Raw genomic sequence first — 22,967 nt, forward strand, 5'->3', positions numbered from 1 at the left:
ATACGCTCAGACAAAACCAACTAGTTCAGCCCCGCTGTTTTTTCACGCAAGACCGGTGGGGCCATATCGTCACGATAGTCAACGGTTACCGGAGTCAAATTGCTGGTATCCGGCACAGGTGTCATGCATGCTTGAAAGGCCTCTTCCGGGAAATCCAGTTTGGCTGCTTCGTCAGGTTGCTCCGAGTAGGGCTGCGCCAAACCAACCGCTGATACCAGACGGTGCGACAGCATCAGCCAGCTGTACTCGGCCTGTTGCAGATCATAGGTGGCATTGGCCAACGCACGACGGGCATCAAACAATTCGTTTTCAGTATCCAACAAGTCCAGCAAAGAACGCTGGCCAATCTGGAATTGCTGCATATAGGCCACACGAACTTTAGACGTAGCCAGCTCATGTTGTTGCAGGAAAGGTAACTGAGCGCGCAAACGTTGAATGTTATTCCACGCCACGGACAAGTCCTGTTGCACGTTACGGCATGTATAGTCACGAACGTCCCGCGCAGCATATTGCTGGGCAGTAGTCTGGCGGATGCGTGCCATATCTGCCCCACCACGGAACAGGTTATAGGACAGCACTAACTGCACATTAGAGTTTTGGGCATCACGGTAAGACGATCCGGGCGGATCATTTTTGTCTTTACCTGTTGCCGCACGGAACTCCAGTTTGGGGGACATACGCCCTTGAGCCACATGCTTGCCATACTCAGCCGCTTGATACAGAGCCTGTTTAGCCAAGATGGAAGGACTGTTGCGCAAAGACGGCAAAAAATCGCTGGTTTTCGTGGGCAGGGATTCGCTCAAGGAAGGAGCGGGCTGCAACACTTCGGGAGCCGCCACCCCAACGATACGACGATAACGCTGCAAAACGTCATTCAAGTTCCCGGACTCGGTCATAACGTTACTTTGAGCCAAAGACTGGCGGCCATATGCCTGTTCCAAATCGACACCACGCCCGACACCAGAGTTGGAACGCTCCTCGATCTGCTTGAGAATATTCAGGTGCAGATTGTAATTTTCACGCGCCAGCCTTTCCATTTCGCGGTAACGCAGTACGTCAATATGAGCATTCGCCGCCTCCAGCGCCAAAGAGTCTACGGAAGCCAATAAATCATAGTATGTGGCCAATTTCTCGTAGCCCAACTGGCGCACTTGATTAATTGACGAGAAACCATCAAAAATCAACTGACGTAACTGCAGGCTATAGCCACTGCGAGACCAGTTCACTGACGATGCACTGGACGTGCTGCCGCGCCACTCCCGACCTACCCATCCTTCAGCATTGACCTCGGGCAATAACGCGCCACGGCTGACATTTTGCCCTTCCAACGCAGACTGAAAGTCTTGGAAGCGGGCACCAAGTTCAGGGTTAGACATAATTGCCCGCTCGATACTGTCTTTAAAGCTCAAGCTGTTTTCCTGCGCCTGAACTGGCTGAGCCAGTACAAGAGCTGTCAGCAGCGAGCTTACCGTTAGAGTTTTTTTACCACGCACGTCGGCCTCCGTAAGATCCTGTGCTGCGCCCACAACGGAGAACATCACCTCAGCGTTGTAACGCATTGCCAGATCAAATTTAAGTACAAAAATGAAAGAAGAATGGGTTCGGTGTGCCGCCTAAACAAAGCGAATGAAACACCACCCGAGGGCCCAACACCTATGTATTGCACATGGGCTTTACATCTAAGGCTGGTAAATACATCGCCAGCCGCAGCAGTATGTTCATAATGGACCGGGGCAAGACAAGGCGGAGCTACAGGCTTCTGGCCTGTATTCTTGGAGCATAACCTTGTGTCTAATTGTGACTTTTTACACGATGACACTCTATATTCATCACACAAATCACGGGACAAATTGTATCTTAGATTACAAGGGCTTTCGTCGATGACAATGTTAAAAATGATAAATAGCCTGTGACAAAAAGGGCAACAAAACTCTGAAATTAAACGATTTTAAGAAGTTAGGGGCTTAACAAGTAATAGCGGTATCCTGCCCGACTTCTAGACTACTCCGTAAGAATCTACAAAAATCTTTCACTTTAATAAGCATTTAGGTTACATCAATAGCCAACAAAATTTTTAACATGCAATAAAAATAATTTTCTTGTCATACATCTCGTTAACCTGCTTATTGTAAATGCCACATTTGTAACTTTTACTTATGACACTGTAATGACCTCTGTCCGCCACATCAAGCAGTATCTAAAAAGAAATTAACAATCAAAAACTTATAACAATCATTGAGTTTCCTGCTGTGCGTAACAGGTACAGTCGACGCGCAACCAACTCCATCTTGTAGCTAGGCCACTCTCAATCTACAAACGAGAAAGCGGGCTGATAAACAGCCCGCTTTTGCGGTGTGCCTCGCAGGCGCTGGCCATCGGACTAGGTTTGACCCTGATACAGTGGAATGCCGATATCGTCCTGCTGACGCGAGATCACCATTTCAACTATGTAACTTTGCAGCAAGTGATCCGTGAGCTTGGCCAAGGCGCCACACTTCTGATCAGTAATGCTGACCTGATCTACCCAGGTCCTCAAGGCCTACTCACTCCGGAAACAGGCGAGTTATTGCAGGCAGTATTAGCCTGTATCCCTGGGGCGCAGGTTGAAATTCTGGGTAAGCCGCAAGCAATGTGTTTAGGGAAGGCTTGCCACGTCCGGGCTTGCCCATTAAGCATGTCACCGATGCATTCAATACCATCAGCCTAGGATTGCCTATCTATTGGTCGGCCTACCCCCACGCGCCGATCCGCCTGACGGATCAAGGCGACCGCCTTGGCTAAAACGACGGGATCAAGCACCGACTCTGTTTCTTGCAAGGCTTGAATATTGCTGTGAAAGATCTTGCTCACAACCCGATCAATTGAGTCACTCGACTCCAGATCCTCTGAATGTACTAGACGGGTTACACCATTTGCTGGGCCAGCGAGATTTTCAATTGCTGAAAACCTGTTGCACCCAGCAGTTTGCAAAATCCGACGACGCTTCCCTCGCTGCATTGTGTGCGTTCAGCCACTTCACTGACCGACATATGGACCACGTCTGCTGGGTAGTTAATGACAAACTCACCAATGCGCTGCGAAGCCGCCCCCATGGTCGGTAACAAACTCCGAATCCGCGCCAGCATGGCCTGAGGAGTGCTGCGAGGAGACTCTGCCTCGGGTGGGCTACGGCGTGTACGTTTCGTGGTGACCATGACAGGAATTGGATTTCAGACAGGAGAGTTTTACTATGAGTCAAAGACGGCCATACAGGATGATCCTGCTATTTTAACGAGCCGACATGACAGTAGGAGCATAAGCCAGATGATAAACGGCATATGTTCATTAAGCACTCACGACTGGCCCTGCCCCTTCGGTGTCCTGCATTCGATATCTACACAGTCCACTCTGGAGAAAAGCACATGTATCAACATCTGGCCCTCTATATCAATGGCCAATTCCTGGACGGGCAAGGTCGCCAGACCCAGGCTGTCATCAACCCTGCCAGTGGCAGCACCTTGGGCCAACTGCCGCTGGCATCCCAGGCAGATCTGGATGCCGCTCTGGATGCCGCCCAAGCCGCGTTCAAAAGCTGGCGCCATAGCTCGCCCATGGATCGCAGTGCGATTCTGCGCAAGGTCGCGGAACTGTCGCGTGAACGCGCCCAGGAAATTGGCCGCAATCTGACACTGGACCAAGGCAAGCCCTTGGCCGAGGCGGTAGGCGAAATCCTGTCCTGCGCTGACCATGCAGATTGGCACGCCGAGGAATGCCGCCGTATTTATGGCCGCGTCATCCCCGCCCGCAACCCCAACGTGCAGCAAATGGTATTGCGTGAGCCCATTGGGGTCTGCGCCGCCTTTACACCCTGGAATTTCCCCTATAACCAAGCCATTCGTAAAATCTGCGCGGCTATTGGTGCTGGCTGCACCATCATTCTGAAAGGTCCCGAGGACTCTCCCAGCGCCGTCATGGCCATTGCCCAAGCCTTCCACGATGCCGGCCTGCCGCCCGGTGTGCTGAACATTGTCTGGGGTGTGCCACAGGAAGTGTCGGACTACCTGATCCGTTCGCCCATCGTACGTAAAGTCTCCTTTACCGGATCTGTGCCTGTAGGCAAGCAACTGGCTGCACTAGCCGGTGCTCATATGAAGCGCATCACCATGGAATTGGGCGGTCACTCGCCCGTACTGGTCTTGCCAGATGCCGATGTAGCCCGGGCTGCTCGTCAGTTGGCTCGTTTCAAGATTCGTAACGCAGGCCAAGTTTGCATTTCGCCCACCCGTTTTTATATCCACAACGATATTTACACGGCGTTTGTGGACCGCTTCACCGAAGAACTGGCCAATGTAAAAGTAGGTGATGGTCTGGACCCGGATACGCAGATGGGCCCCTTGGCTCACGAGCGCCGCCTGCCCATGATGCAAAAGTTTGTCGACAACGCCCGTTCTCTGGGCGGCAAAGTGTTGTTGGGCGGTGAGCAGATCAAGCGCGACGGCTTCTTTTTCTCGCCCACGGTGCTGACGGATTTACCTGATGATGCCCTGGTCATGACCGAGGAGCCCTTCGGCCCCATCGCCCCCTTGACTCGCTACAGCGATCTGGACGATGCCATCGCCCGTGCCAACAGCCTACCCTACGGTTTGTCGGCCTATGCCTTCACGCAATCCTTGCAAGACGCGCATCGACTGGGTACCGAGCTAGAGTCTGGTATGGTCAATATCAACCACTTTGGCAGCTCTTTGCCTGAGACTCCCTTTGGCGGCGTCAAGGACAGCGGCATAGGGAGCGAAGGGGGTGCTGAAACCTTTGACGGATACTTAGTCACCAAATTTGTGACCCAGATCTAAGACTGGCCCCTGGCCTCGCTTTGCGGGGCTAGGGTGAACCCCTACTGTACTAACTACGCATTCCCGTTACATTATTCAAACACTCGTTTGAAATTAGGAAACAACGGTGAAACGCTCTGATCGGACACAGTCCGCCATTCTCGATGCAGCCGAACATCTTTTCGCGCTGTATGGACACGAAAACACCTCCATGCGCCAAATTACGGCGCAGGCCAAGGTCAACCTGTCTGCCGTCAATTATCACTTTGGCAGTAAAGACGGACTGACGCAGGCTGTGTTCCAACGCCGCCTGAACAGCATCAATCAAGAGCGCCTGGAAAAGCTGGCTTTGTATCGCCAGCAAGCTGGTGAAGGTCCGTTGAAAGCCTCACAAGTGGTGGATGCTTTTTTTGGGCCACTGATCCGCCTGGCGGGTTCTGGCAAAGGCACACCACGCTCGTTTATTCCTTTGCCAGGGCAGGACCGCCCAGCACCGCAAGATTTCATCCAATCCATTTGTTGGGACGAACAAGTCGCCATCTTCCTGCCATTCAAGCAGGCTTTACATGAAGCCCTGCCTACCGTGCCTGAAGAAGAAATCATCTGGCGATTCCATTTCATGCTGGGTGCCACGTCTTACGCATTAATGGGCACCCAATCACTGCGTCGGGCCTTGCAATTACCCCTTAGCGACAGCCCGGAAAGTGAGCAACAACTGCAAGACCGCTTGATGAGTTTCCTGCTGGGTGGATTACGAGCGCCTTTACCCGCCAGCACCTGAGTTGCCCAGCCTGACTGACCGTGAGGGCCGTCAGGCCAAGCCGAAGGCGCTGCGTGGGGGCACCCTTCTTTTTTTTCTGAGCTAGTCCGGAGTTGCTATGTTTGTGACCTTGCTATTGATAGTGCTAGTGCTTGGCTGCGTCTACGTTCTCAAAAACCGGAATCTACGTACCAAGTGGCTAAGCCGACCAATTTACCGCGCTTTTTCCAGCGTTCTGCCTGCCATGTCCCAAACCGAGCGCGATGCGCTGGAAGCAGGTACGGTCTGGTGGGAAAGTGAGCTGTTTCGCGGCAAACCCAACTGGAATACCCTGAGCTCTTATCCAGCCTACCGGCTGACTGATGAAGAGCGCAAGTTCCTGGACAATGAAGTCAATGTGGCTTGCGCCATGATTGACGACTGGCAAGTCAGCCAGGAAGACTTCGACATGCCTGCCGAGGTCTGGAATTACCTGAAAGAAAACCGCTTCTTCAGCCTGATTATTCCCAAGGAATACGGTGGTCGCGGTTTTTCGGCGCAAGCGCACTCGGCGGTTGTAGCCAAGCTGTCCACCCGGAACTCAGCCTTGTCCGTGTCGGTGATGGTACCCAACTCGCTGGGCCCGGCAGAATTGCTGCTGCACTACGGTACTGACGAGCAGAAACAACACTATCTGCCCCGCCTGGCTGATGGCCGTGACATTCCCGCTTTCGCACTGACCAGCCCTTGGGCTGGTTCCGATGCCGCCTCCATTCCTGACGTAGGAATTGTCTGCAAAGGCGAATGGGAAGGTCAGGAAGTGCTGGGCATGCGCGTCACCTGGGACAAACGCTACATCACCCTGGCTCCGGTGTGCACCTTGTTGGGTCTGGCCTTCCGCCTTTATGACCCGGACGGTTTGTTGGGTGGCGAAAAAGACATAGGCATTACCTGCGCCTTGGTACCAAGCGACCACCCCGGCGTGGACACTGGCCGTCGTCACTTCCCCTTGAACGCCATGTTCATGAATGGCCCCACCCGTGGCAAAGATGTATTCATGCCGCTGGAATTCATCATTGGTGGCCCCGACATGGCCGGCCAAGGCTGGCGCATGTTGATGGAATGTCTGGCAGCCGGCCGCTCCATCTCCCTGCCCTCCTCCTTTACCGGCATGGCCAAGCTGACCAGCCGCGCCGTGGGCGGTTACTCCGCTGTACGTACCCAATTTCGCAGCGCCATCAGCAAGTTTGAAGGTGTGGAAGAAGCACTGGCTCGCATTGCTGGCCATACCTATGCCATGGATGCCGCCCGCACCATGACGGCTGCTGCCGTGGACCTGGGCGAGAAACCTTCCGTAGTCTCGGCCATCGTCAAATACCACGTGACTGAACGTGGGCGCATTGTAGTGAACGACGGTATGGACGTGATTGGTGGTAAAGGTATTTGCCTTGGCCCATCAAACTTCCTGGGCCGTGCTTACCAACAGATCCCCGTCGGTATTACGGTGGAAGGCGCCAATATTCTGACGCGCAGCCTGATCATCTTCGGTCAAGGCGCCATCCGTTGCCATCCTTTCATCCTTGAAGAGATGACAGCCGCCCTGGACCCTGATCGTGAAGCCGGTTTGCATAAATTTGACCAGGCTTTCTGGGCGCACATCCGCTACACACTGGCCAATACAGGCCGCTCCTTCTGGTTGGGTCTGGGTGGCTGGCGCTTGCTCAGTGGCCCCACCGGCACCTCCAAGGCCATGCATACCTATTACAGCCAGGCCAGCCGCTACAGTGCCGCTTTCTCCTTGCTGGCTGACGCCTCCATGCTGGTTCTGGGCGGCTCCCTGAAAATGCGTGAGCGTCTGTCCTCCCGTCTGGGGGACGTGCTCTCCGAACTGTACATGTTGAGTGCCGTGCTCAAGCGTTACCAGGACGAAGGTCGCCAGCAGGAAGATGCTCCTCTAGCGCACTGGGCGGCTCAAGATGCCTTGATGCGCGCTCAACACGCTCTGGACAAGGTACTGGAAAACTTCCCGAACCGTCCTTTGGCGGCCGTGCTGCGCTTCCTGGTTTTCCCTCTGGGTATGCGCCGTCTGGGTCCGGATGACAAGCTGGATCACACCGTTGCCAAACTGCTAACCAAGCCCGGTGCTACTCGTGATCGCCTGACGTATGACACCTACTTGCCTGAGGACGATATGGAACCCGTCGGCGCGATTGAAGCTGCCTTGCTGGCGACGCTGAACACTCGCGATATTGACGCCAAAATCCGTCAGTTCGAGAAAAGTGGTCAATTGCAGGACAACCCCAAAGCCAACGTGCGCGATCTGGCCGAAGCCGTCTTCCAGGCCGGTGGCATCACCGCTCAGGAATACGAACAAATTCAGGCTCGGGACATCGTACGTGACCGCGTTATTGCTGTAGATGATTTCCCCTTCGATCTGCGTCGGGAAAATCCCGCCGCTGAAGCTGCCAGTGGGAGCCAGGCATGAGTTTTCAACCGGTCTATATTATTGACGGTGCACGCAGCCCGTTTCTGAAAGCGCGTAATGCGCCCGGCCCTTTCTCCGCTGGAGATCTGGCCGTGCAAACCGGACGCGAGCTGCTGCTGCGCCAACCCTTTGAGGCCCCGCAGCTCAGCGAGGTCATTCTGGGCTGCGCCGCCCCCTCGCCCGATGAAACCAATATTGGCCGGGTTTTGGGGCTGCGTCTGGGCACAGGTCACAAAGTGCCCGGCTGGACGGTCATGCGAAACTGCGCCTCGGGCATGCAGGCGCTGGACTCTGGCGTACAGGCCATTCAAACCGGCCGTTCGGATCTGGTGCTGGCCGGTGGCGTCGATGCGCTGTCTCACGCCCCCATCCTGTTCAGCGATGACATGGTGCGCTGGCTGGCCACCTGGGGCAAGGCCCGCAGTGTAGGCGCACGCCTGAAAGCCCTGCGCAGTCTACGCCTGTCCTACTTGAAACCTGTCATCGGCCTGCTCAAAGGGTTGACCGATCCCGTGGTCGGTTTGTCCATGGGCCAGACCGCTGAAAATCTGGCACACGAGTTTGGCATTACCCGTCAGGACATGGACGAATTTGCGGCCCGCAGCCATCGCCTGGCACTGCGCGCACAGCAAGAAAACGCGTTTGAGGAAATCGTGCCGCTTAGCGACACGCGCGGGAATAACTACCCGCAAGATGATGGCGTACGCGAAGACTCCAACCCCGAAAAACTGGCCAAGCTGCGCCCAGTCTTTGACCCGCCCTGGGGCAATATCACAGCCGGCAACAGCTCGCAGGTCACTGACGGCGCAGCCCTGCTGATTCTGGCCAGCGAAGCTGCCGTCAAGGAACATCAGCTCAAGCCCATTGGCCGCATTGTGGATGCACAATGGGCCGGCCTGGACCCAGCCACCATGGGCCTGGGCCCCGTTTTTGCCGCAACGCCTATTTTGGAGCGCAACCGTCTTGCCTTAAATGGCCCGGATTTGTGGGAAATCAACGAGGCCTTTGCAGCACAAGTCCTAGCATGTCGTGCTGCATGGGACGACCAGGAGTGGTGCCAAAAACACCTGGATCGTGATGCGTTGGGACTGCTGGATATGGACAAGCTCAATGTGGACGGCGGCGCCATTGCGATCGGCCACCCAGTGGGTGCCTCCGGCGCCCGAATTGTGCTGCATTGCTTGAACGCCCTGCGTCGTCGCAACCTGCGCCTAGGCATGGCCGCTATTTGTATTGGCGGCGGTCAAGGCGGCGCCATGCTGATCGAATCGCTGCAAGGAACTGAATCATGATGCCCGTCGCTACCTTGGATCTGCAAAACTTCACGCTGTACACGGACGATCAGCATATTGCCTGGCTGAAAATCGATTGTGTGGGCAGTTCAGTCAACCGACTCTCGGCAGCGGTTCTACAGGAACTGAATCAGGCGCTGGACTACCTGGGCAGCCATCCTCCTAAAGCACTGATCATTTACTCCGGCAAAGCAACCGGTTTTATTGCCGGTGCCGATATCGATGAGTTCTCCGAACACGGTAACAACCCAGAGAAAGGGCTGGCACTAGTCACACGGGGCTGGACCGTATTCAACAAGCTAGCGAAACAAAGCTACCCCACACTGGCCTTGGTACAAGGCCACTGCTTGGGCGGTGGTCTGGAACTGGCCCTGGCCTGCCGCTACTGCTTGGCGGTGGAGCAGAAAGACACACGACTGGCTCTGCCCGAAGTGATGCTGGGTATTTTCCCCGGCTGGGGCGGCATGTTGCGCCTGCCTGAATATATAGGCCCTGCCGCTGCCATGGACTTGATGCTCAGTGGCAAAAGCGTGGATGCCCGCAAGGCCGCCCGTCTAGGCATGGTCGATGCTTGCGTCCCTGTCCGTCTGGCCAAGCAAGCCGCCGTCAAGCAAGTACTCAGTGGCAAGAAGCCACGTCGTGCCAAAGGTCTGCCACGCTTGATGAATACCAAGCTGCTGCGCCCCCTGGTGGCTGGCCAAGTACGCAAGCAGTTGGAAAAGCGCGATCCGTATCAACACTATCAGGCCCCTCGCGCCATTTTGGAGATCTGGGAAAAACACAACGGCAACGCCTTGAAAGCTCCCGAGCTGATCGAGCAAATCACCCGCTCCAACACCGCGGCCAATCTGCTGCGTGTATTCCATCTGCAAGAGCGTCTGAAAAGCGTGGGCAAACACTCATCGACGCAAGAAATCAGCCATATCCATGTGGTTGGCGCCGGTGTCATGGGAGGCGATATTGCTGCCGTATGTGCATTGAAAGGCATGCGTGTGACCCTGCAGGATCAGGACCGCAAACGTATCGCCCAAGCTCAAGGTCGTGCCGCCAAGCTGTTTCAGCGTCGCCTGAAAGACCGCAGGCTGGTACAAGCCGCACTGGATCGATTGATCCCGGACCCGGACGGCCACGGCATCCCTTCGGCAGATCTGGTCCTGGAAGCGATCTTCGAGAACGCCGATGCCAAACGCAGCCTGTACACCACCATTGAGCCTATGCTAAAGCCCGGTGCCGTGCTGGCGACCAATACCTCCAGCCTGCCACTGTCCGAACTCAGCCTGAACCTGATCAATCCGCAACGGTTGGTCGGCATTCACTTCTTTAACCCGGTCTCTCGTATGCCATTGGTTGAAGTGGTGGAAAGCGAACTCCTGGACCCGGACGTACGCAGCGTCGCCTATGCCTTTGTCAACCAGATTGGCAAGCTGCCCCTGCCCGTTAAAGACAGCCCCGGCTTTCTGGTCAATGCCGTCCTGGCTCCCTATATGTTGGAAGCCATGCGCTGCGTGGATGAAGGACTGGACCCGGCCACCGTAGACAAAGCCATGCTGCAATTCGGCATGCCCATGGGCCCGCTTGAATTGGCCGATACCGTGGGCCTGGATATTGCCCGTGATGCAGGCGCGCAACTTAGCCAGCAGGCGGCTATGCCAGCCTGCCTGAAAACTCATCTGGAGCGTCAGGAACTGGGCCGTAAAACTGGCCAGGGTTTCTACACCTGGAAAGATTGCAAAGCCCAAAAATCTCCTGCGGGAACAGTCCCAAGCGGTCTGGCTGATCGCTTGATCAAACCACTGATCGAGCAGACCGAACAGCAGGTTCGCATCGGGGTTGTGCAGGACGACGATCTGGCCGATGCAGGTGTCATTTTCGGCACCGGCTTTGCCCCATTCAGAGGGGGTCCTCTGCACTACAAAGCAACACAAAAACAACGCAATTAGTTCGGATTGGCACAAACACCTATACGCCGATTGGCCTAGGTCATGCACCATAGAAAACAAACAGGTGTTTTAAAACCTGTCCCAAGCCTCTGTCAGACGTCGCACCTATATCTTGGAGAAGAGACATGAAAAAGACGGTTGTAGCTTTGCGTACCATCCCCGCCTTGCTGATTCCTCTGGGAATGAGTATGGGAATGGGTCAAGCCCAAGCGGCTGGTTTTAACTTGCTGGAGCAAAATGCGAGCGGCCTGGGTAATGCCTACGCAGGCTCGGCCGCCATTGGTGACAATGCCAGCACGATCTACTTCAACCCGGCTGGCATGACCTTGCTACCCGAGACGAACTTCTCGGCGGGTTTGAACGTGATTAAACCTACGTTCAAGTTCTCCGATAAAGGCAGTACCGACCCCTTGGCCCTGACAGGTGGTGCCAGCCGCCCCGCCACCGGTGGCTCGGGTGGTGATGCCGGTAAAGTCGCTGCTGTTCCCAATATTTATCTGTCCCACCAGCTCTCGCCCAAGTGGTGGGTAGGTCTAGGCATTGGTGTCCCGTTTGGCCTGACAACTGAATACGACGAAGGCTGGGTTGGCCGTTACCACTCCGAAAAGTTCGCCATTGAAACCATCAACGTCAACCCGTCGGTGGCTTACAAAGTCAACGATCAACTGTCCTTCGGTGTGGGGGTGAACTGGCTGCACATTGATGCGGACTACCGTCTGGCAACACCCGTTGGTTACCATCCCGCGCTGGGGCCACTGGACATGAACACCCGCGTCAAGATGAAAGGCGATGCTTGGGGCTGGAACGCTGGCTTGCTGTATCAAATTACCCCCAGCACACGTTTGGGTGTGTCCTATCGCTCGCAAATCAAAGTTACCGCTGACGGCGACACCAAACTGCGCAACCGCAACATCCCCGCCGGCATTCCTGCCCCCAACATCAACTGGGATGCAGAAGCCACCATCAAGCTGCCTGACACCGCCATTGTCAGCTTGGTGCACGACCTGAACTCGCGCTGGCAATTGCTGGCCGATGTGTCCTGGACAGGCTGGAGCAGCATTCCACGCCTGACCATTGAAAACAGCGGCCCCGGTGCCAAGGATTCCGGTCTGGAGCTGAAATTCAAAGACGCATGGCGCGTGGCTCTGGGTGCCAACTACCACTACAACGAGCAGTGGACCTTCAAGGGTGGTGTAGCGTGGGATCAATCGCCCGTACGCGACAAGAACTACCGCCCCACCGCCCTGCCTGATAGCGACCGTTACTGGGTGTCCCTGGGTGCCCAGTACCGTCCCAGCAAAAACGCGACTTGGGATATTGGCTACACCCACTTGTTCCTGAAAAACACCGACATGAACAACAACACCGATGTCGGCGCGCGTGGTTTGACACGTGGGACGTACAAAAACAGTGGGGACATCCTGGGCGTGCAGTTCAGCTATCGCTTCTAAGGATGGACTATGGCCCGCAGTCGCCGCATGGAGCTGCTCGCACGCCTTCCCCCCGCATGGCGTGCGCGCTTTTTGCAGCTGGGCTTTAACTGGCACCCCGCCTTCCGGGCAACCGGCGGGCGGGTCCACAAAGTTTCAGCGAACTTGCAACACATCGTCGTACGCCTGCCATTGCGTCGACGTACTCGCAACATCAATGGCTCTTTATTTGGTGGATCCCTGTTTGCCATCACCGACGGCGTACACGCCGCCATGCTTCTGGCTGGCTTGCAGCGCCATGTTGTTGTCTGGGACAAGAATGCAGAGATTCAGTATCGCCGTCCAGGCTACCAGACGCTGTATGCCAACTTTCAAATCAATCCAGATGAACTGGACGCCATACGAGGACAGCTAGACCAATACCACGAGGCTGAAGCCACATTTACCGTGCAGATCCAGGACCCTGAAGGCCAGGTCTACACCACGGTAGAACGCACCATCTATATCGCCGACGCCCACTTCTACCAGCAGAAATCACAATCACGCTAATTTGTCGGAGGACCGCTTCATGTTTACCCCCCGCTGTGCCGCCCTGATTTTAAGTCTGTCCCTAGGGTTAACCGCCGCTCAGGCCGCTACTGTTGCCACTGTCACCGTGCCAGACATGGTTACCGTTCAGCAGCAAAGCCTGAAACTGAATGGGGCAGGTCTGCGTAAGAAAATTGTTTTTGATGTGTACGTTGCAGCCCTTTATACCGCGTCTCCTTCCCAGGATGCCGACGCCCTGATTCAGGCTCCCGGCCCACATCAAGTACGGATGGTTCTCAAACGCGACCTGGATGCCCAAACCCTGATCGATGCCCTGAAAGACGGTATTCACAGCAACCTGACGGATCCTGAAAAGCAGGAATTGGCCGCCGTGATCACGCAATTTGAAGACTTGATGCGACAGGTTGGCCAAGCCAAAGAAGGCGACATCGTCATACTGAACATGAATGCCCCCCAGGTCACGATTCTGTTTAACGACAAGGTTTTGGGGCAGCTCTCTCACCCTGATCTCTCCCCTGCTTTGTTGAAAATCTGGCTAGGCAAGAAACCTGCCCAAGAATCGCTCAAAAAGGCCCTGCTGGGATTGTCTTGAACCTACTCGCCCTGGAGCGATTCATGGATAAAGTCTGGCTGCAAAACTACCCCACTGGTATTCCTGCCACTATCGAAGATCAGGCCCAGCAGTACTCGTCCTTGCTGGATGTATTTGAACAAAGTTGTACCGAGTTCGCGCAGCGCACGGCCTATATCAGCATGGGCAAACGCATGAGCTACCGCGAACTGTCGGACAATGCCTTGGCCCTGGCCAGTTGGCTGCAAAGTCAAGGTGTGAAAAAAGGCGACCGCGTCGCCCTGATGATGCCCAATATGCTGCAATACCCCATCAGCCTGTATGGGGTATTGCGCAGCGGGGCCACGATTATCAATACCAACCCGCTGTATACCGCCCGTGAGCTGCGTCACCAGTTGCAAGACAGCGGCGCTGAAACCATCATCATTGCGGAAAATTTTGCTCACGTGCTGCAAGAGGTTTTACACGAAACACCTATCAAGCGAATCATTGTGACCAGCGTGGGCGATTGCTTGGGCGGCTTCAAGGGCTGGCTGGTCAATCAGGTGGTGCGCCACATTAAAAAAGGAGTACCTGCCTGGTCTTTGCCTACCTCCGTCTCGTTCAAGACGGTACTGGCCCAAGGTCGTGGCCGCGTACCCGCCCCCGTCACACTGACTCACGATGACATTGCCTGCCTGCAATACACGGGGGGTACCACAGGCGTGGCCAAAGGGGCCATCCTGACCCACGGCAATCTGGTCTCCAACCTGAGCCAGGCGCTGGCCTGGATTCGCCCCAATCTGAAAGAAGGCCAGATTGACTGCATTGTCACTGCTTTGCCGCTCTACCATATCTTCGCCTTCACCGCGAACCTGCTGGTGTTTCTGCGTCTGGGCGCAGAGAACCTGCTGATCATCAATGCTCGCGACATTCCAGCCATGATCAAGGACATGTCCAAAATACGGTTTACCGCCATTACCGGGGTGAACACCCTGTTCAATGCCATGTTGAACAATGCCGAGTTCCGCAAGCTGGATTTCTCCTCCCTGCGCTTTACACTGGGCGGCGGCATGGCAGTGCAGGAAGTGGTCGCCCAGCGTTGGCTGCAAGCCACGGGCAAACCTTTGGCCCAAGCGTATGGCCTGACTGAAACCTCCCCCGCCGCGACCATCAATCCACTGGATAAACAAGAGTTCACCGGCTCCATTGGTCTGCCCATTCCATCTACCGACATACGCATACGCGACGAAGACCAGAACGATTTGCCCCTGGGCGAGACGGGCGAGTTGTGCATTCGTGGCCCGCAAGTCACTCCGGGTTACTGGCAGCGCCCTGATGAAACCGCCAAGGTTTTTGATCGCGATGGCTTTTTACGCACGGGTGATATCGGCTATATGGACGAGCAAGGCTATGTCTTCCTGCTGGATCGCAAAAAGGACATGATTCTGGTCTCGGGCTTTAACGTCTATCCCAATGAAGTCGAAGCCGTGGCCGCTCAGCATCCGGATATTGTCGAGGCCGCTGCCGTCGGTGTTCCCGATGAAAAAGCAGGTGAGGTCGTCAAACTGTATGTCATCAGCCGGAATCCCGATTTGACGGAACAAGACGTGATCGCCTTCTGCCGCAAGAACCTGACCGGCTACAAGGCCCCACGCAGTGTCGAATTCCGCGACGATTTACCGCGTACCAACGTGGGCAAAATCCTGCGTCGGGAGCTGCGTCCATAGCATGTCTGGTGCACACGCTTAGACCAGGATGAAAGGGGCTTATGCCCCTTTTTCATTAACCGACGTATTCATAAACAAATAAGAATCGGATCGTTCGTCGCCCTGATACCGCTCTTTAGAATGGGACAAACTATTGATATAAGCGAGTGTCAGAATGCACGCCCTGTCCCGCCTCTCAGAGGCCAATCGCACCGCGATTGCCCACATTACCGACGAGCTCGATCCGCTTTCCCTGAACTGGCTATCCGGCTATCTCGCAGGTGTCGCGCAAGTACGCCACACCGGCCTTCCCGCTCAAGCGCCTGCTTCCCCTGAACTGTCTTTGGTGCCCGCCGCCGCTGCACCCGCCCAACGACCCGCCACCATTGTGTTTGGCAGTCAGACAGGCAATGCCCAACGCGTCGCCGAAGCCTTTGCCCAACGCTGCGAAGCCGCCGGTATCCCCGTGCGCCTGCTGCGCGCCGACCGTTACCCCACGCGCGAGCTGAAAGAAGAGCGTCTGCTGTACATCATTATCAGCACCCAGGGTGAAGGCGACCCGCCAGACGACTCTATCGCGTTTTTCGAGTTTCTGTCCGGTGCCCGTGCTCCCAAGCTGCCCGAGCTGAAATTCGGTGTGCTGGGCTTGGGTGATTCCAGCTACCCCCTGTTCTGTGGGATCGCGGAAAAGATCGATCAACGTCTGCTGGCTCTGGGTGCGCAACGCATTCTGGACGCAGGCCTGGCCGATCTGGATATTGATACGGTTGCCGCCCCCTGGCAGGACAGAGCCTTTGGTTTTCTGGAAACGGATCACCAGGCCCACGCCGCGTCAACCGTTCCTGCCGCCCAATCCAGCAATGTGACGGTGCTGGAAACCCAGAATCGCAGCAACTTCACCCGCGACAATCCATTCCAAGCCACCGTGCTGCAAAGCCAAAGCATTACGGGCCGCAACAGCACCCGCGATATCTATCACTACGAGTTGTCGCTGGAAGGCAGTGGCCTGAACTACCAACCCGGTGATGCATTGGGTGTTTGGCCTACGCAAAACGCCAAGCTGGTCCAAGCCGTTATCCAGACCTTAAGGCTGGACCCGCAAGAGACCGTCACCCTTCAGGACAAGTCGCATACGCTGCAAGCGTGGCTGAGCCACTACCGTGAGCTGACACAACTGACCAAGCCTTTCCTGGTGGAACTGGCCAAGCGCAACAACGATACCGTGCTGCAAACGGCTGTGGGCCCAGATGGTTTGAGTACCCTGCAAGAGTTGCTGAAAACCCATCAAGTGCTGGACGTACTGGAACGCTTCCCCGCCACCTGGAGCGCCACCGAGTTGGTGCAAGCCCTGCGCCCTCTAGCACCCCGCATGTACTCCATTGCCTCCAGCCAGTCCGAGGTGGACGAAGAAGTGCATCTGACTGTGGCTAATGTGCGCTACCAGTTCAACGAGCAGGATCGTTGGGGCGTGGCTTCCGACTATCTGGCCCGCCTCAGTGAAGGCGATACGGTTCCCGTCTTTATCGACCCCAATACTCGCTTCCGCCTGCCTGAAGATACCAACCGCGACGTGATCATGATTGGTCCCGGCACCGGCGTCGCCCCCTTCCGTGCCTTTGTGCAGGAACGCAGCGTTCAGGGTGGTGAAGGCCGTAATTGGCTGTTCTTTGGTAACCCGCACTTTCACTCCGATTTTCTCTACCAGACCGAATGGCAACGCGCCTTGCAGGACGGCCAGTTACAGCACCTGGACCTGGCGTTCTCGCGCGATCAGGAAAACAAGGTTTACGTCCAGCACCGCTTGCTGGAAAAAGCAGCCGAGGTCTATGCCTGGGTTCAGGGCGGCGCCCACATTTATGTGTGCGGTGATGCCAAGCAGATGGCCAGGGACGTACACCAGACCCTGCAAGAAATTGCCCGCCAGGAAGGTGGATTGGACGCAGACCAGGCTCGCAGCTGGTTGGAGGAACTCTCGGCGCAGGGCCGCTACGCCCGCGACGTTTACTGAGAAGCAAGGACATGACAACAAAGAAAATCGCCGCTATCGAGCAGGTAAAAATTGATAGCCGCTATCTGCGCGGTGGCATTACCGAGGGTCTGGCTGACCCGATTACCGGCGCCATCAGCGAAGACGACAACAAGCTGCTGAAGTTTCACGGCAGCTATCAGCAAGACGACCGCGACCAGCGCGAAGAGCGTCGCAAACAAAAGCTGGAACCGGCGTTCAGCTTCATGATTCGTGCCCGCTTGCCCGGCGGCGTAGTCACGCCCGCCCAGTGGCTGGCCTTTGACCAGATCGCCTGTGACTGGGCCCAGTTTGGCCTGCGCATTACCACCCGCCAGACCTTTCAGTGGCACGGCGTGCGCAAGCCCTTTTTAAAGCCCACCCTGCAAGCCATCAACAAGGCCATGTCCACGACATTGGCCACTTGCGGCGACGTGAACCGCCAGGTGGTCAGCGCCACCAACCCCTTGCTGTCCGAACAGCACGGTCTGGTCCAAGAGTGGGCTGACAAGATTTCCGAAACCTTCCTGCCCAAAACTCGCGCCTATGCCGAAATCTGGCTGGACGGCAAAAAAGTCGAAGACGCGATTGATGGCGAAGACTTTGAACCGATTTACGGCAAGACTTACCTGCCCCGCAAATTCAAGATCGGCATTGCCGTGCCTCCCTTGAATGATGTGGACGTGTTTGCGCAGGACATCGGCCTGATCGCAATTATTGAAAACAATCAGTTGCTGGGCTTTAACGTCGCCATTGGCGGCGGCATGGGTGCCACACATGGCGACGACACCACCTACCCGCGACTGGGCAGCGTAATCGGCTTTGTCCGCCCCGAGCAATTGCTGGCTGTTTGCGAAGCCGTTATCACCACACAACGAGACCACGGCAACCGCGACGAGCGCCGTCATGCCCGTCTGAAATACACCGTGGATAAGCTGGGTGCCGACTGGTTCCTGGAAGAGGTCCAAAACCGCAGTGGTCAAACACTGGAGCCGTCGCGCCCCTATCACTTTGACCACAATGGCGACCGCTTCGGTTGGACCCAGGGCAGCAATGGCCGCTGGCACCTGAGCCTGCGTATCGATTCGGGCCGCATCATGGATACCGAAGTCGGCCCCTGGCTGACGGGTATGCGTGAAATTGCCAAGATTCACCAAGGACAGTTCCGCCTGACCTGCAACCAGAACCTGATCATTGCTGATGTACCTGAAGCGAATAAGGCCAAGATCGACAAGCTGGTTGCCGACCACAAGCTGGATGTGTACCAGACACAAAGCGGCATACGCAGCAGCACGATTGCCTGTGTCTCTCTGCCAACCTGCGGCCTGGCCATGGCCGAGAGTGAACGCTACGCCCCCATCTTGCTGCCCAAGCTGGAAACTCTGCTGGACAAGTACCAGTTGCGTGACGAGCGCATTGTGCTGCGTATCTCCGGCTGCCCCAACGGCTGCGCCCGTCCGTACCTGGGTGAGATTGCCCTGGTGGGCCGTGCCCTGGGTCGCTATGACCTACGTTTGGGTGCGAACTTCAGCGGCGAACGCCTGAACGTCATCTACCGCCAGAATATTGATGAACCTGAAATTCTGAGCATTCTGGACGAGCTGTTTGGCCGCTTCGCTGCCGAGCGTCTGAAGGGCGAACATTTTGGTGATTTCCTGGTTCGCGCTGGCGTGGTTGCCGAACCTTCAAGCCGATTGATTCCTTTGGTTTTACAACCAGCCTGATATGAACCTCTTTCCTTTATTCGCCAACTTGAAGCAGCGCGCCGTACTAGTGATCGGTGGTGGAGAAATCGCCGAGCGCAAAGTGCGTCTGGTCCTGGCTGCGGGTGCCCAGGTCACATTGATCGCCCCCTATGTGGTGGACAGTCTGCAAGAGCTGGCGAACCAAGGGCGCATCACCCTGATTCGGCAGTGCTATCAGGCCCAGCATCTGCAAGGGGCCTGGCTGATTATTGCCGCTACTGACAAGCGGAACGTGAATCAGGTCATTGCCCAGGATGCACAAGAAGCACGCATTCTGGTCAATGTAGTGGACGACCCCGAATTGTCCAGTTTTCAGGTGCCGGCCATTGTGGATCGTTCTCCGCTGATTATTGCGATTTCCTCAGCGGGGTCAGCTCCCATGTTGGCACGGCGAGTACGGGAGCAATTGGAAACCATGTTGGACCACAGCCTGGGTGCGATCAGCCGTCTGGCGCAGGAATACCGCAGCGCCATTCGGCGCGCTCGCCCCGAGCTGGGTGCGCGCCGCCGTTTCTACGACTGGCTGCTGGATGGCCCGGTGGGGGCGGCACTACGTAGCCATCAAAATGAACAGGCACGCCTTAGTCTGGAAAGCGCGCTGCAACAGCCGGAATCGCCTCGCGCCACACAAGGCCGTGTGATTCTGGTGGGCGCCGGCCCAGGCGATCCAGGTCTGCTGACGCTGCATGCCTTGCGCGCACTGAACCGTGCTGATGTGATTCTGTACGATAGGCTGGTATCCGATCAGGTGATGGAACTAGCCCGTCGCGATGCGCACCGCATTTTTGTCGGTAAGCAGTTGGGCGAAGACCATCATCAAACTCAGAACCGTATTCATCAGCTCATGATTGAACATGCCCGCGCCGGCCAAACTGTGGTGCGCCTGAAAGGCGGCGATGGCTTTATCTTTGGCCGGGGCGGTGAAGAGCTGGAATATCTGGCCGAGCACGGTGTCGCCTTTGAAGTGGTGCCCGGCATCACGGCTGCCCTTGCCTGTGCGGCTTATAGCGGCATTCCTCTGACACACCGCGATCACGCCCAGTCCGTACAGTTTGTGACGGCACATCGTAAAAGTGGTCACGGTATCGAGGATTGGAACCCGCTACTCGATACCAGCCAGACGGTAGCTGTGTACATGGGCCTGCAGCAAATTCTGGGGTTTAGCCATGAGCTGGTACAGCGTGGCCGCAGTGCCGCTACGCCCTGCGCCTTGATTGAAAACGGCTCACGCCCCGAACAGCGCACCTTGTTGTCCACACTGGAAAATATTGCCCAGGATGCCCAGCAATATCAGTTTGCCAGCCCCTGCATTTTGGTGATTGGTCAGGTGGCGACCTTGGGCGCTACCTTGTCCTGGTATGGCGAGTTGATCGATCAGCTAAGCCCACGTATGGCGATTGAGCAGGATGCGGATAGTACGCTAGTCGCAGCCTGAACCCGCCGTCCCCAGAGTAATAGCGGCACCAAGATGAACATAAAAAGGCCCTCAACATGTCTTGTTGAGGGCCTTTCCAGTCGGTATTCCGGTGTTTCTGCAACAACCGCCAAACACGCACACCACCCAAGCGATGCAGCAAAAGTGTGAAACGGCGGGTTCCGTGCTCATTTTCGCTACCCTGCACTTCCTGAAAGCACTGAGCAGTCAACTGCTTCCCCCCTTGAAGTCGAAGGGCAAGCGTATGTTTTTAACGCTGTCCAAAAGCCGCAAACATGGCTCGCAACGCACTATCCAGCAGATAGCCAATCAGACCAATCAGGACAATCACGGCCATCAACTCGGAATACGCCATGCGATCACGCGTATCCAGAATCAGGTAACCCAAACCGGCTGACACACCCAGCATTTCGCAGGGCACCAGCACAATCCACAAGACACCGATGGCCAGTCGGCTACCCGTCAGTACCGAGCCGACAATGCCGGGCAGAATCAAATACACAAGCGTTTCCATCTTGGTGGCTGCCAGACTGCGCCCCAGCATCAGCCAACGCGGATTCAAATGACGTACACCCGAAGCCGTATTCAGCAAGACAGGCCAGACACCAGCCACACCCAGCAGAAAATAAATCGGTGCATCCCCAATCCCGAAGGCCATGACAGCAATGGGCATCCAGGACAAGGGCGAGATCATGCGCAAGAACTGGAACAAGGGAGTCAATGCGGCGTGGGCTCGGGCTGACAAACCCAGCAGCAAACCAGCCGGCACGCCGACACCCAATGAAATGGCCAAGCCCACAACAATACGCTGCAAGCTGGCGCCTACATGCATCCAGGTCTCTGACCAGCCCAGTATGTCCAGCAAGCTATGAAACGCGGCTGCAGGACCGAATTGCTGCATTAAAGCGCTGCTGGACCAGGCCGTGGCCAGGTACCACAGCACGACTCCCGTCAACAAACCGCCCAGACCCCACAGGGTGCTGGCAATCCAGGCATTCAATTTTGGACGTCGCAAAGACGCAGCCGATCGCGGATCGGACTGCGCCAATGGCGAAGAAGAAGCAGACACACTCAAACTCATACAACAATGCTCTCGTTGCGGCTGTATTGCTCGGACAAGCCAAACTGCGCCAGACCACCCTGCTTTTCCAACGCGGCACGGACAAAGCGGTCATCCACCAGATCACTGGCTACGTGCTCAGGAGACAGCCCTTCCAGAAAGCCACGTTCGCCCTGGATCAAGGTCCCTTGCAGCATTTGCACCAAAGACTCGGTGTAGCTGGGGAAGGGATAAGGTTGAAAATCGATACGCTGGTCGTCCCAGTCCGGATGACGAATCACGCCAGACTTCACATATTGCGCACGATCTGCCGGGTCCGGGGACAGCACTTTCAACAGATTTTCCTGAGTATGCGGGGTATAACGGTTACCCCCTTCGCGCGACAGAATTTTGGCCGCCTCAGCACGGTTACTGCGTATCCAGATCTGTGCCTTGACCAGGCCATCCACCACGCCTTGCGACCATTGGGGTCGAGTCTGCAAATCCTGCTCGTGCATGAAGGCTACGCAACAGGCATGATCGCGCCAAACGTCGCCGGTAAAGCGCAGGATGCGGCCCATACCTTGAGTTTCTGCCAAGGCATTGAAAGGTTCAGCCACAGTAAAACCGGCAATTCGACCCGAAGCCAAGGCCGGAGGCATATCGGCAGGGGCCATCACCACCAGATTGACCTCATTGGGTGCCAGCGCACCGGCGTGTTTCACGACTGGCGTCAGGCCATGTGCTTTGAGCACATGCTGCAACACCACATTGTGAATCGAGTACCAGAAAGGAATCGCCACTGTCTGCCCGCCCAGTTGCTCGGCCGAGCTGATGTTCTGCGCCACCGTGATGGCGGAGCCACTCATGTGATTCCAGGCCACCACTTTTGCAGGTACTTTGCTGCCGTAGCGTGCCCACACCGTCATGGGCGAGAGCAAATGCACCAAATTGACCTGACCGGAGATAAAGGCCTCAACCAGTTGCGCCCAGCTGCGCACCATCACAGGCTTTTCCACCGCAATGCCTGCTTCTTCAAAGTATCCATTGTGATGCGCGACCAACATGGCGGTGGCATCGGTAATCGGCAAATAGCCGATACGCAAAGGCGCATTCGACTCGCTTTGTGCACGGGCTGCCCCTTGGGCCAGCAAGGGTGCAGCGCCCGCTACCGTCAACAAGGACGCCAGTTTCAACAGGTCGCGACGGGTACGGGACGTAGGAGATTCAATCATGAAGTG

General features: G+C 56.2%; 17 protein-coding genes. 12 read left to right on the forward strand and 5 right to left on the reverse strand.

Annotation, left to right across the window (positions count from 1 at the left end):
* Window positions 1–20: 20 nt before the first annotated feature.
* The 3 genes from ACDI13_RS09915 to ACDI13_RS09925 form a co-directional block, all read right to left on the reverse strand.
* On the reverse strand, window positions 21–1,559 hold the full coding sequence (locus tag ACDI13_RS09915) for a TolC family outer membrane protein (protein ID WP_316990736.1): 1,539 nt from the start codon (window positions 1,557–1,559) through the stop codon (window positions 21–23).
* A gap of 821 nt (window positions 1,560–2,380) precedes the next feature.
* Complete coding sequence (locus ACDI13_RS09920; protein WP_316990735.1) at window positions 2,381–2,536, reverse strand: hypothetical protein; 156 nt, start codon at window positions 2,534–2,536, stop codon at window positions 2,381–2,383.
* A gap of 367 nt (window positions 2,537–2,903) precedes the next feature.
* A complete protein-coding gene (locus ACDI13_RS09925; protein ID WP_316990733.1) occupies window positions 2,904–3,194 on the reverse strand; it encodes a hypothetical protein in 291 nt (96 codons plus the stop codon).
* 207 nt (window positions 3,195–3,401) lie between these two features.
* Here ACDI13_RS09925 and ACDI13_RS09930 point away from each other — a divergent pair, with 207 nt between their 5' ends.
* From ACDI13_RS09930 to cysG, 12 genes are all read left to right on the forward strand, one after another.
* Window positions 3,402–4,829, forward strand: coding sequence for an NAD-dependent succinate-semialdehyde dehydrogenase (locus ACDI13_RS09930; RefSeq protein ID WP_316990732.1), 1,428 nt, complete (start codon window positions 3,402–3,404; stop codon window positions 4,827–4,829).
* 106 nt (window positions 4,830–4,935) lie between these two features.
* A complete protein-coding gene (locus ACDI13_RS09935; protein WP_316990731.1) occupies window positions 4,936–5,589 on the forward strand; it encodes a TetR/AcrR family transcriptional regulator in 654 nt (217 codons plus the stop codon).
* 97 nt (window positions 5,590–5,686) lie between these two features.
* Window positions 5,687–8,032 carry an acyl-CoA dehydrogenase gene (locus ACDI13_RS09940; protein ID WP_316990730.1) on the forward strand — a complete coding sequence of 782 codons (2,346 nt, stop codon included), beginning with the start codon at window positions 5,687–5,689 and terminating at the stop codon, window positions 8,030–8,032.
* Window positions 8,029–9,324, forward strand: a complete 1,296-nt coding sequence (locus ACDI13_RS09945) for an acetyl-CoA C-acetyltransferase (RefSeq protein ID WP_316990729.1) — start codon at window positions 8,029–8,031, stop codon at window positions 9,322–9,324. Before ACDI13_RS09940 ends, ACDI13_RS09945 begins: the two co-directional genes overlap by 4 nt.
* Entirely contained in the window at window positions 9,321–11,264 is a 1,944-nt protein-coding gene (locus ACDI13_RS09950; protein ID WP_316990728.1) for a 3-hydroxyacyl-CoA dehydrogenase NAD-binding domain-containing protein, read from the forward strand. The genes ACDI13_RS09945 and ACDI13_RS09950 overlap by 4 nt, the downstream gene beginning before the upstream one ends.
* A gap of 125 nt (window positions 11,265–11,389) precedes the next feature.
* The gene (locus ACDI13_RS09955) at window positions 11,390–12,715 is read left to right on the forward strand and encodes an outer membrane protein transport protein (RefSeq protein ID WP_316990727.1); all 1,326 of its coding nucleotides are present in this window, start codon (window positions 11,390–11,392) and stop codon (window positions 12,713–12,715) included.
* Window positions 12,716–12,724: 9 nt separating this feature from the next.
* Entirely contained in the window at window positions 12,725–13,243 is a 519-nt protein-coding gene (locus ACDI13_RS09960; RefSeq protein WP_316990726.1) for a DUF4442 domain-containing protein, read from the forward strand.
* Window positions 13,244–13,262: 19 nt separating this feature from the next.
* Window positions 13,263–13,835: a chalcone isomerase family protein gene (locus tag ACDI13_RS09965; protein ID WP_316990725.1), complete on the forward strand. Its 573-nt coding sequence runs from the start codon at window positions 13,263–13,265 to the stop codon at window positions 13,833–13,835.
* Window positions 13,836–13,858: 23 nt separating this feature from the next.
* Entirely contained in the window at window positions 13,859–15,523 is a 1,665-nt protein-coding gene (locus ACDI13_RS09970; RefSeq protein WP_316990724.1) for an AMP-binding protein, read from the forward strand.
* Between the two features lie 154 nt (window positions 15,524–15,677).
* Window positions 15,678–17,510 (forward strand): assimilatory sulfite reductase (NADPH) flavoprotein subunit, encoded by a 1,833-nt coding sequence (locus tag ACDI13_RS09975; protein ID WP_316990723.1) that lies wholly within the window; start codon window positions 15,678–15,680, stop codon window positions 17,508–17,510.
* An 11-nt stretch (window positions 17,511–17,521) separates the two neighbouring features.
* Window positions 17,522–19,231 carry an assimilatory sulfite reductase (NADPH) hemoprotein subunit gene (cysI, locus tag ACDI13_RS09980; protein ID WP_316990722.1) on the forward strand — a complete coding sequence of 570 codons (1,710 nt, stop codon included), beginning with the start codon at window positions 17,522–17,524 and terminating at the stop codon, window positions 19,229–19,231.
* Between the two features lies 1 nt (window position 19,232).
* Window positions 19,233–20,687: a siroheme synthase CysG gene (cysG, locus tag ACDI13_RS09985; protein ID WP_316990721.1), complete on the forward strand. Its 1,455-nt coding sequence runs from the start codon at window positions 19,233–19,235 to the stop codon at window positions 20,685–20,687.
* A gap of 250 nt (window positions 20,688–20,937) precedes the next feature.
* Here the strand turns inward: cysG and ACDI13_RS09990 are convergent, their stop codons facing one another.
* Together ACDI13_RS09990 and ACDI13_RS09995 are read right to left on the reverse strand one after the other, a co-directional pair.
* Window positions 20,938–21,687, reverse strand: a complete 750-nt coding sequence (locus ACDI13_RS09990; protein WP_316990741.1) for an ABC transporter permease — start codon at window positions 21,685–21,687, stop codon at window positions 20,938–20,940.
* Between the two features lie 77 nt (window positions 21,688–21,764).
* Window positions 21,765–22,961: an ABC transporter substrate-binding protein gene (locus ACDI13_RS09995; RefSeq protein ID WP_316990720.1), complete on the reverse strand. Its 1,197-nt coding sequence runs from the start codon at window positions 22,959–22,961 to the stop codon at window positions 21,765–21,767.
* Between the last annotated feature and the right edge of the window lie 6 nt (window positions 22,962–22,967).

Source organism: Alcaligenes faecalis (assembly GCF_041521385.1).
Lineage (GTDB): Bacteria > Pseudomonadota > Gammaproteobacteria > Burkholderiales > Burkholderiaceae_B > Alcaligenes > Alcaligenes faecalis_E.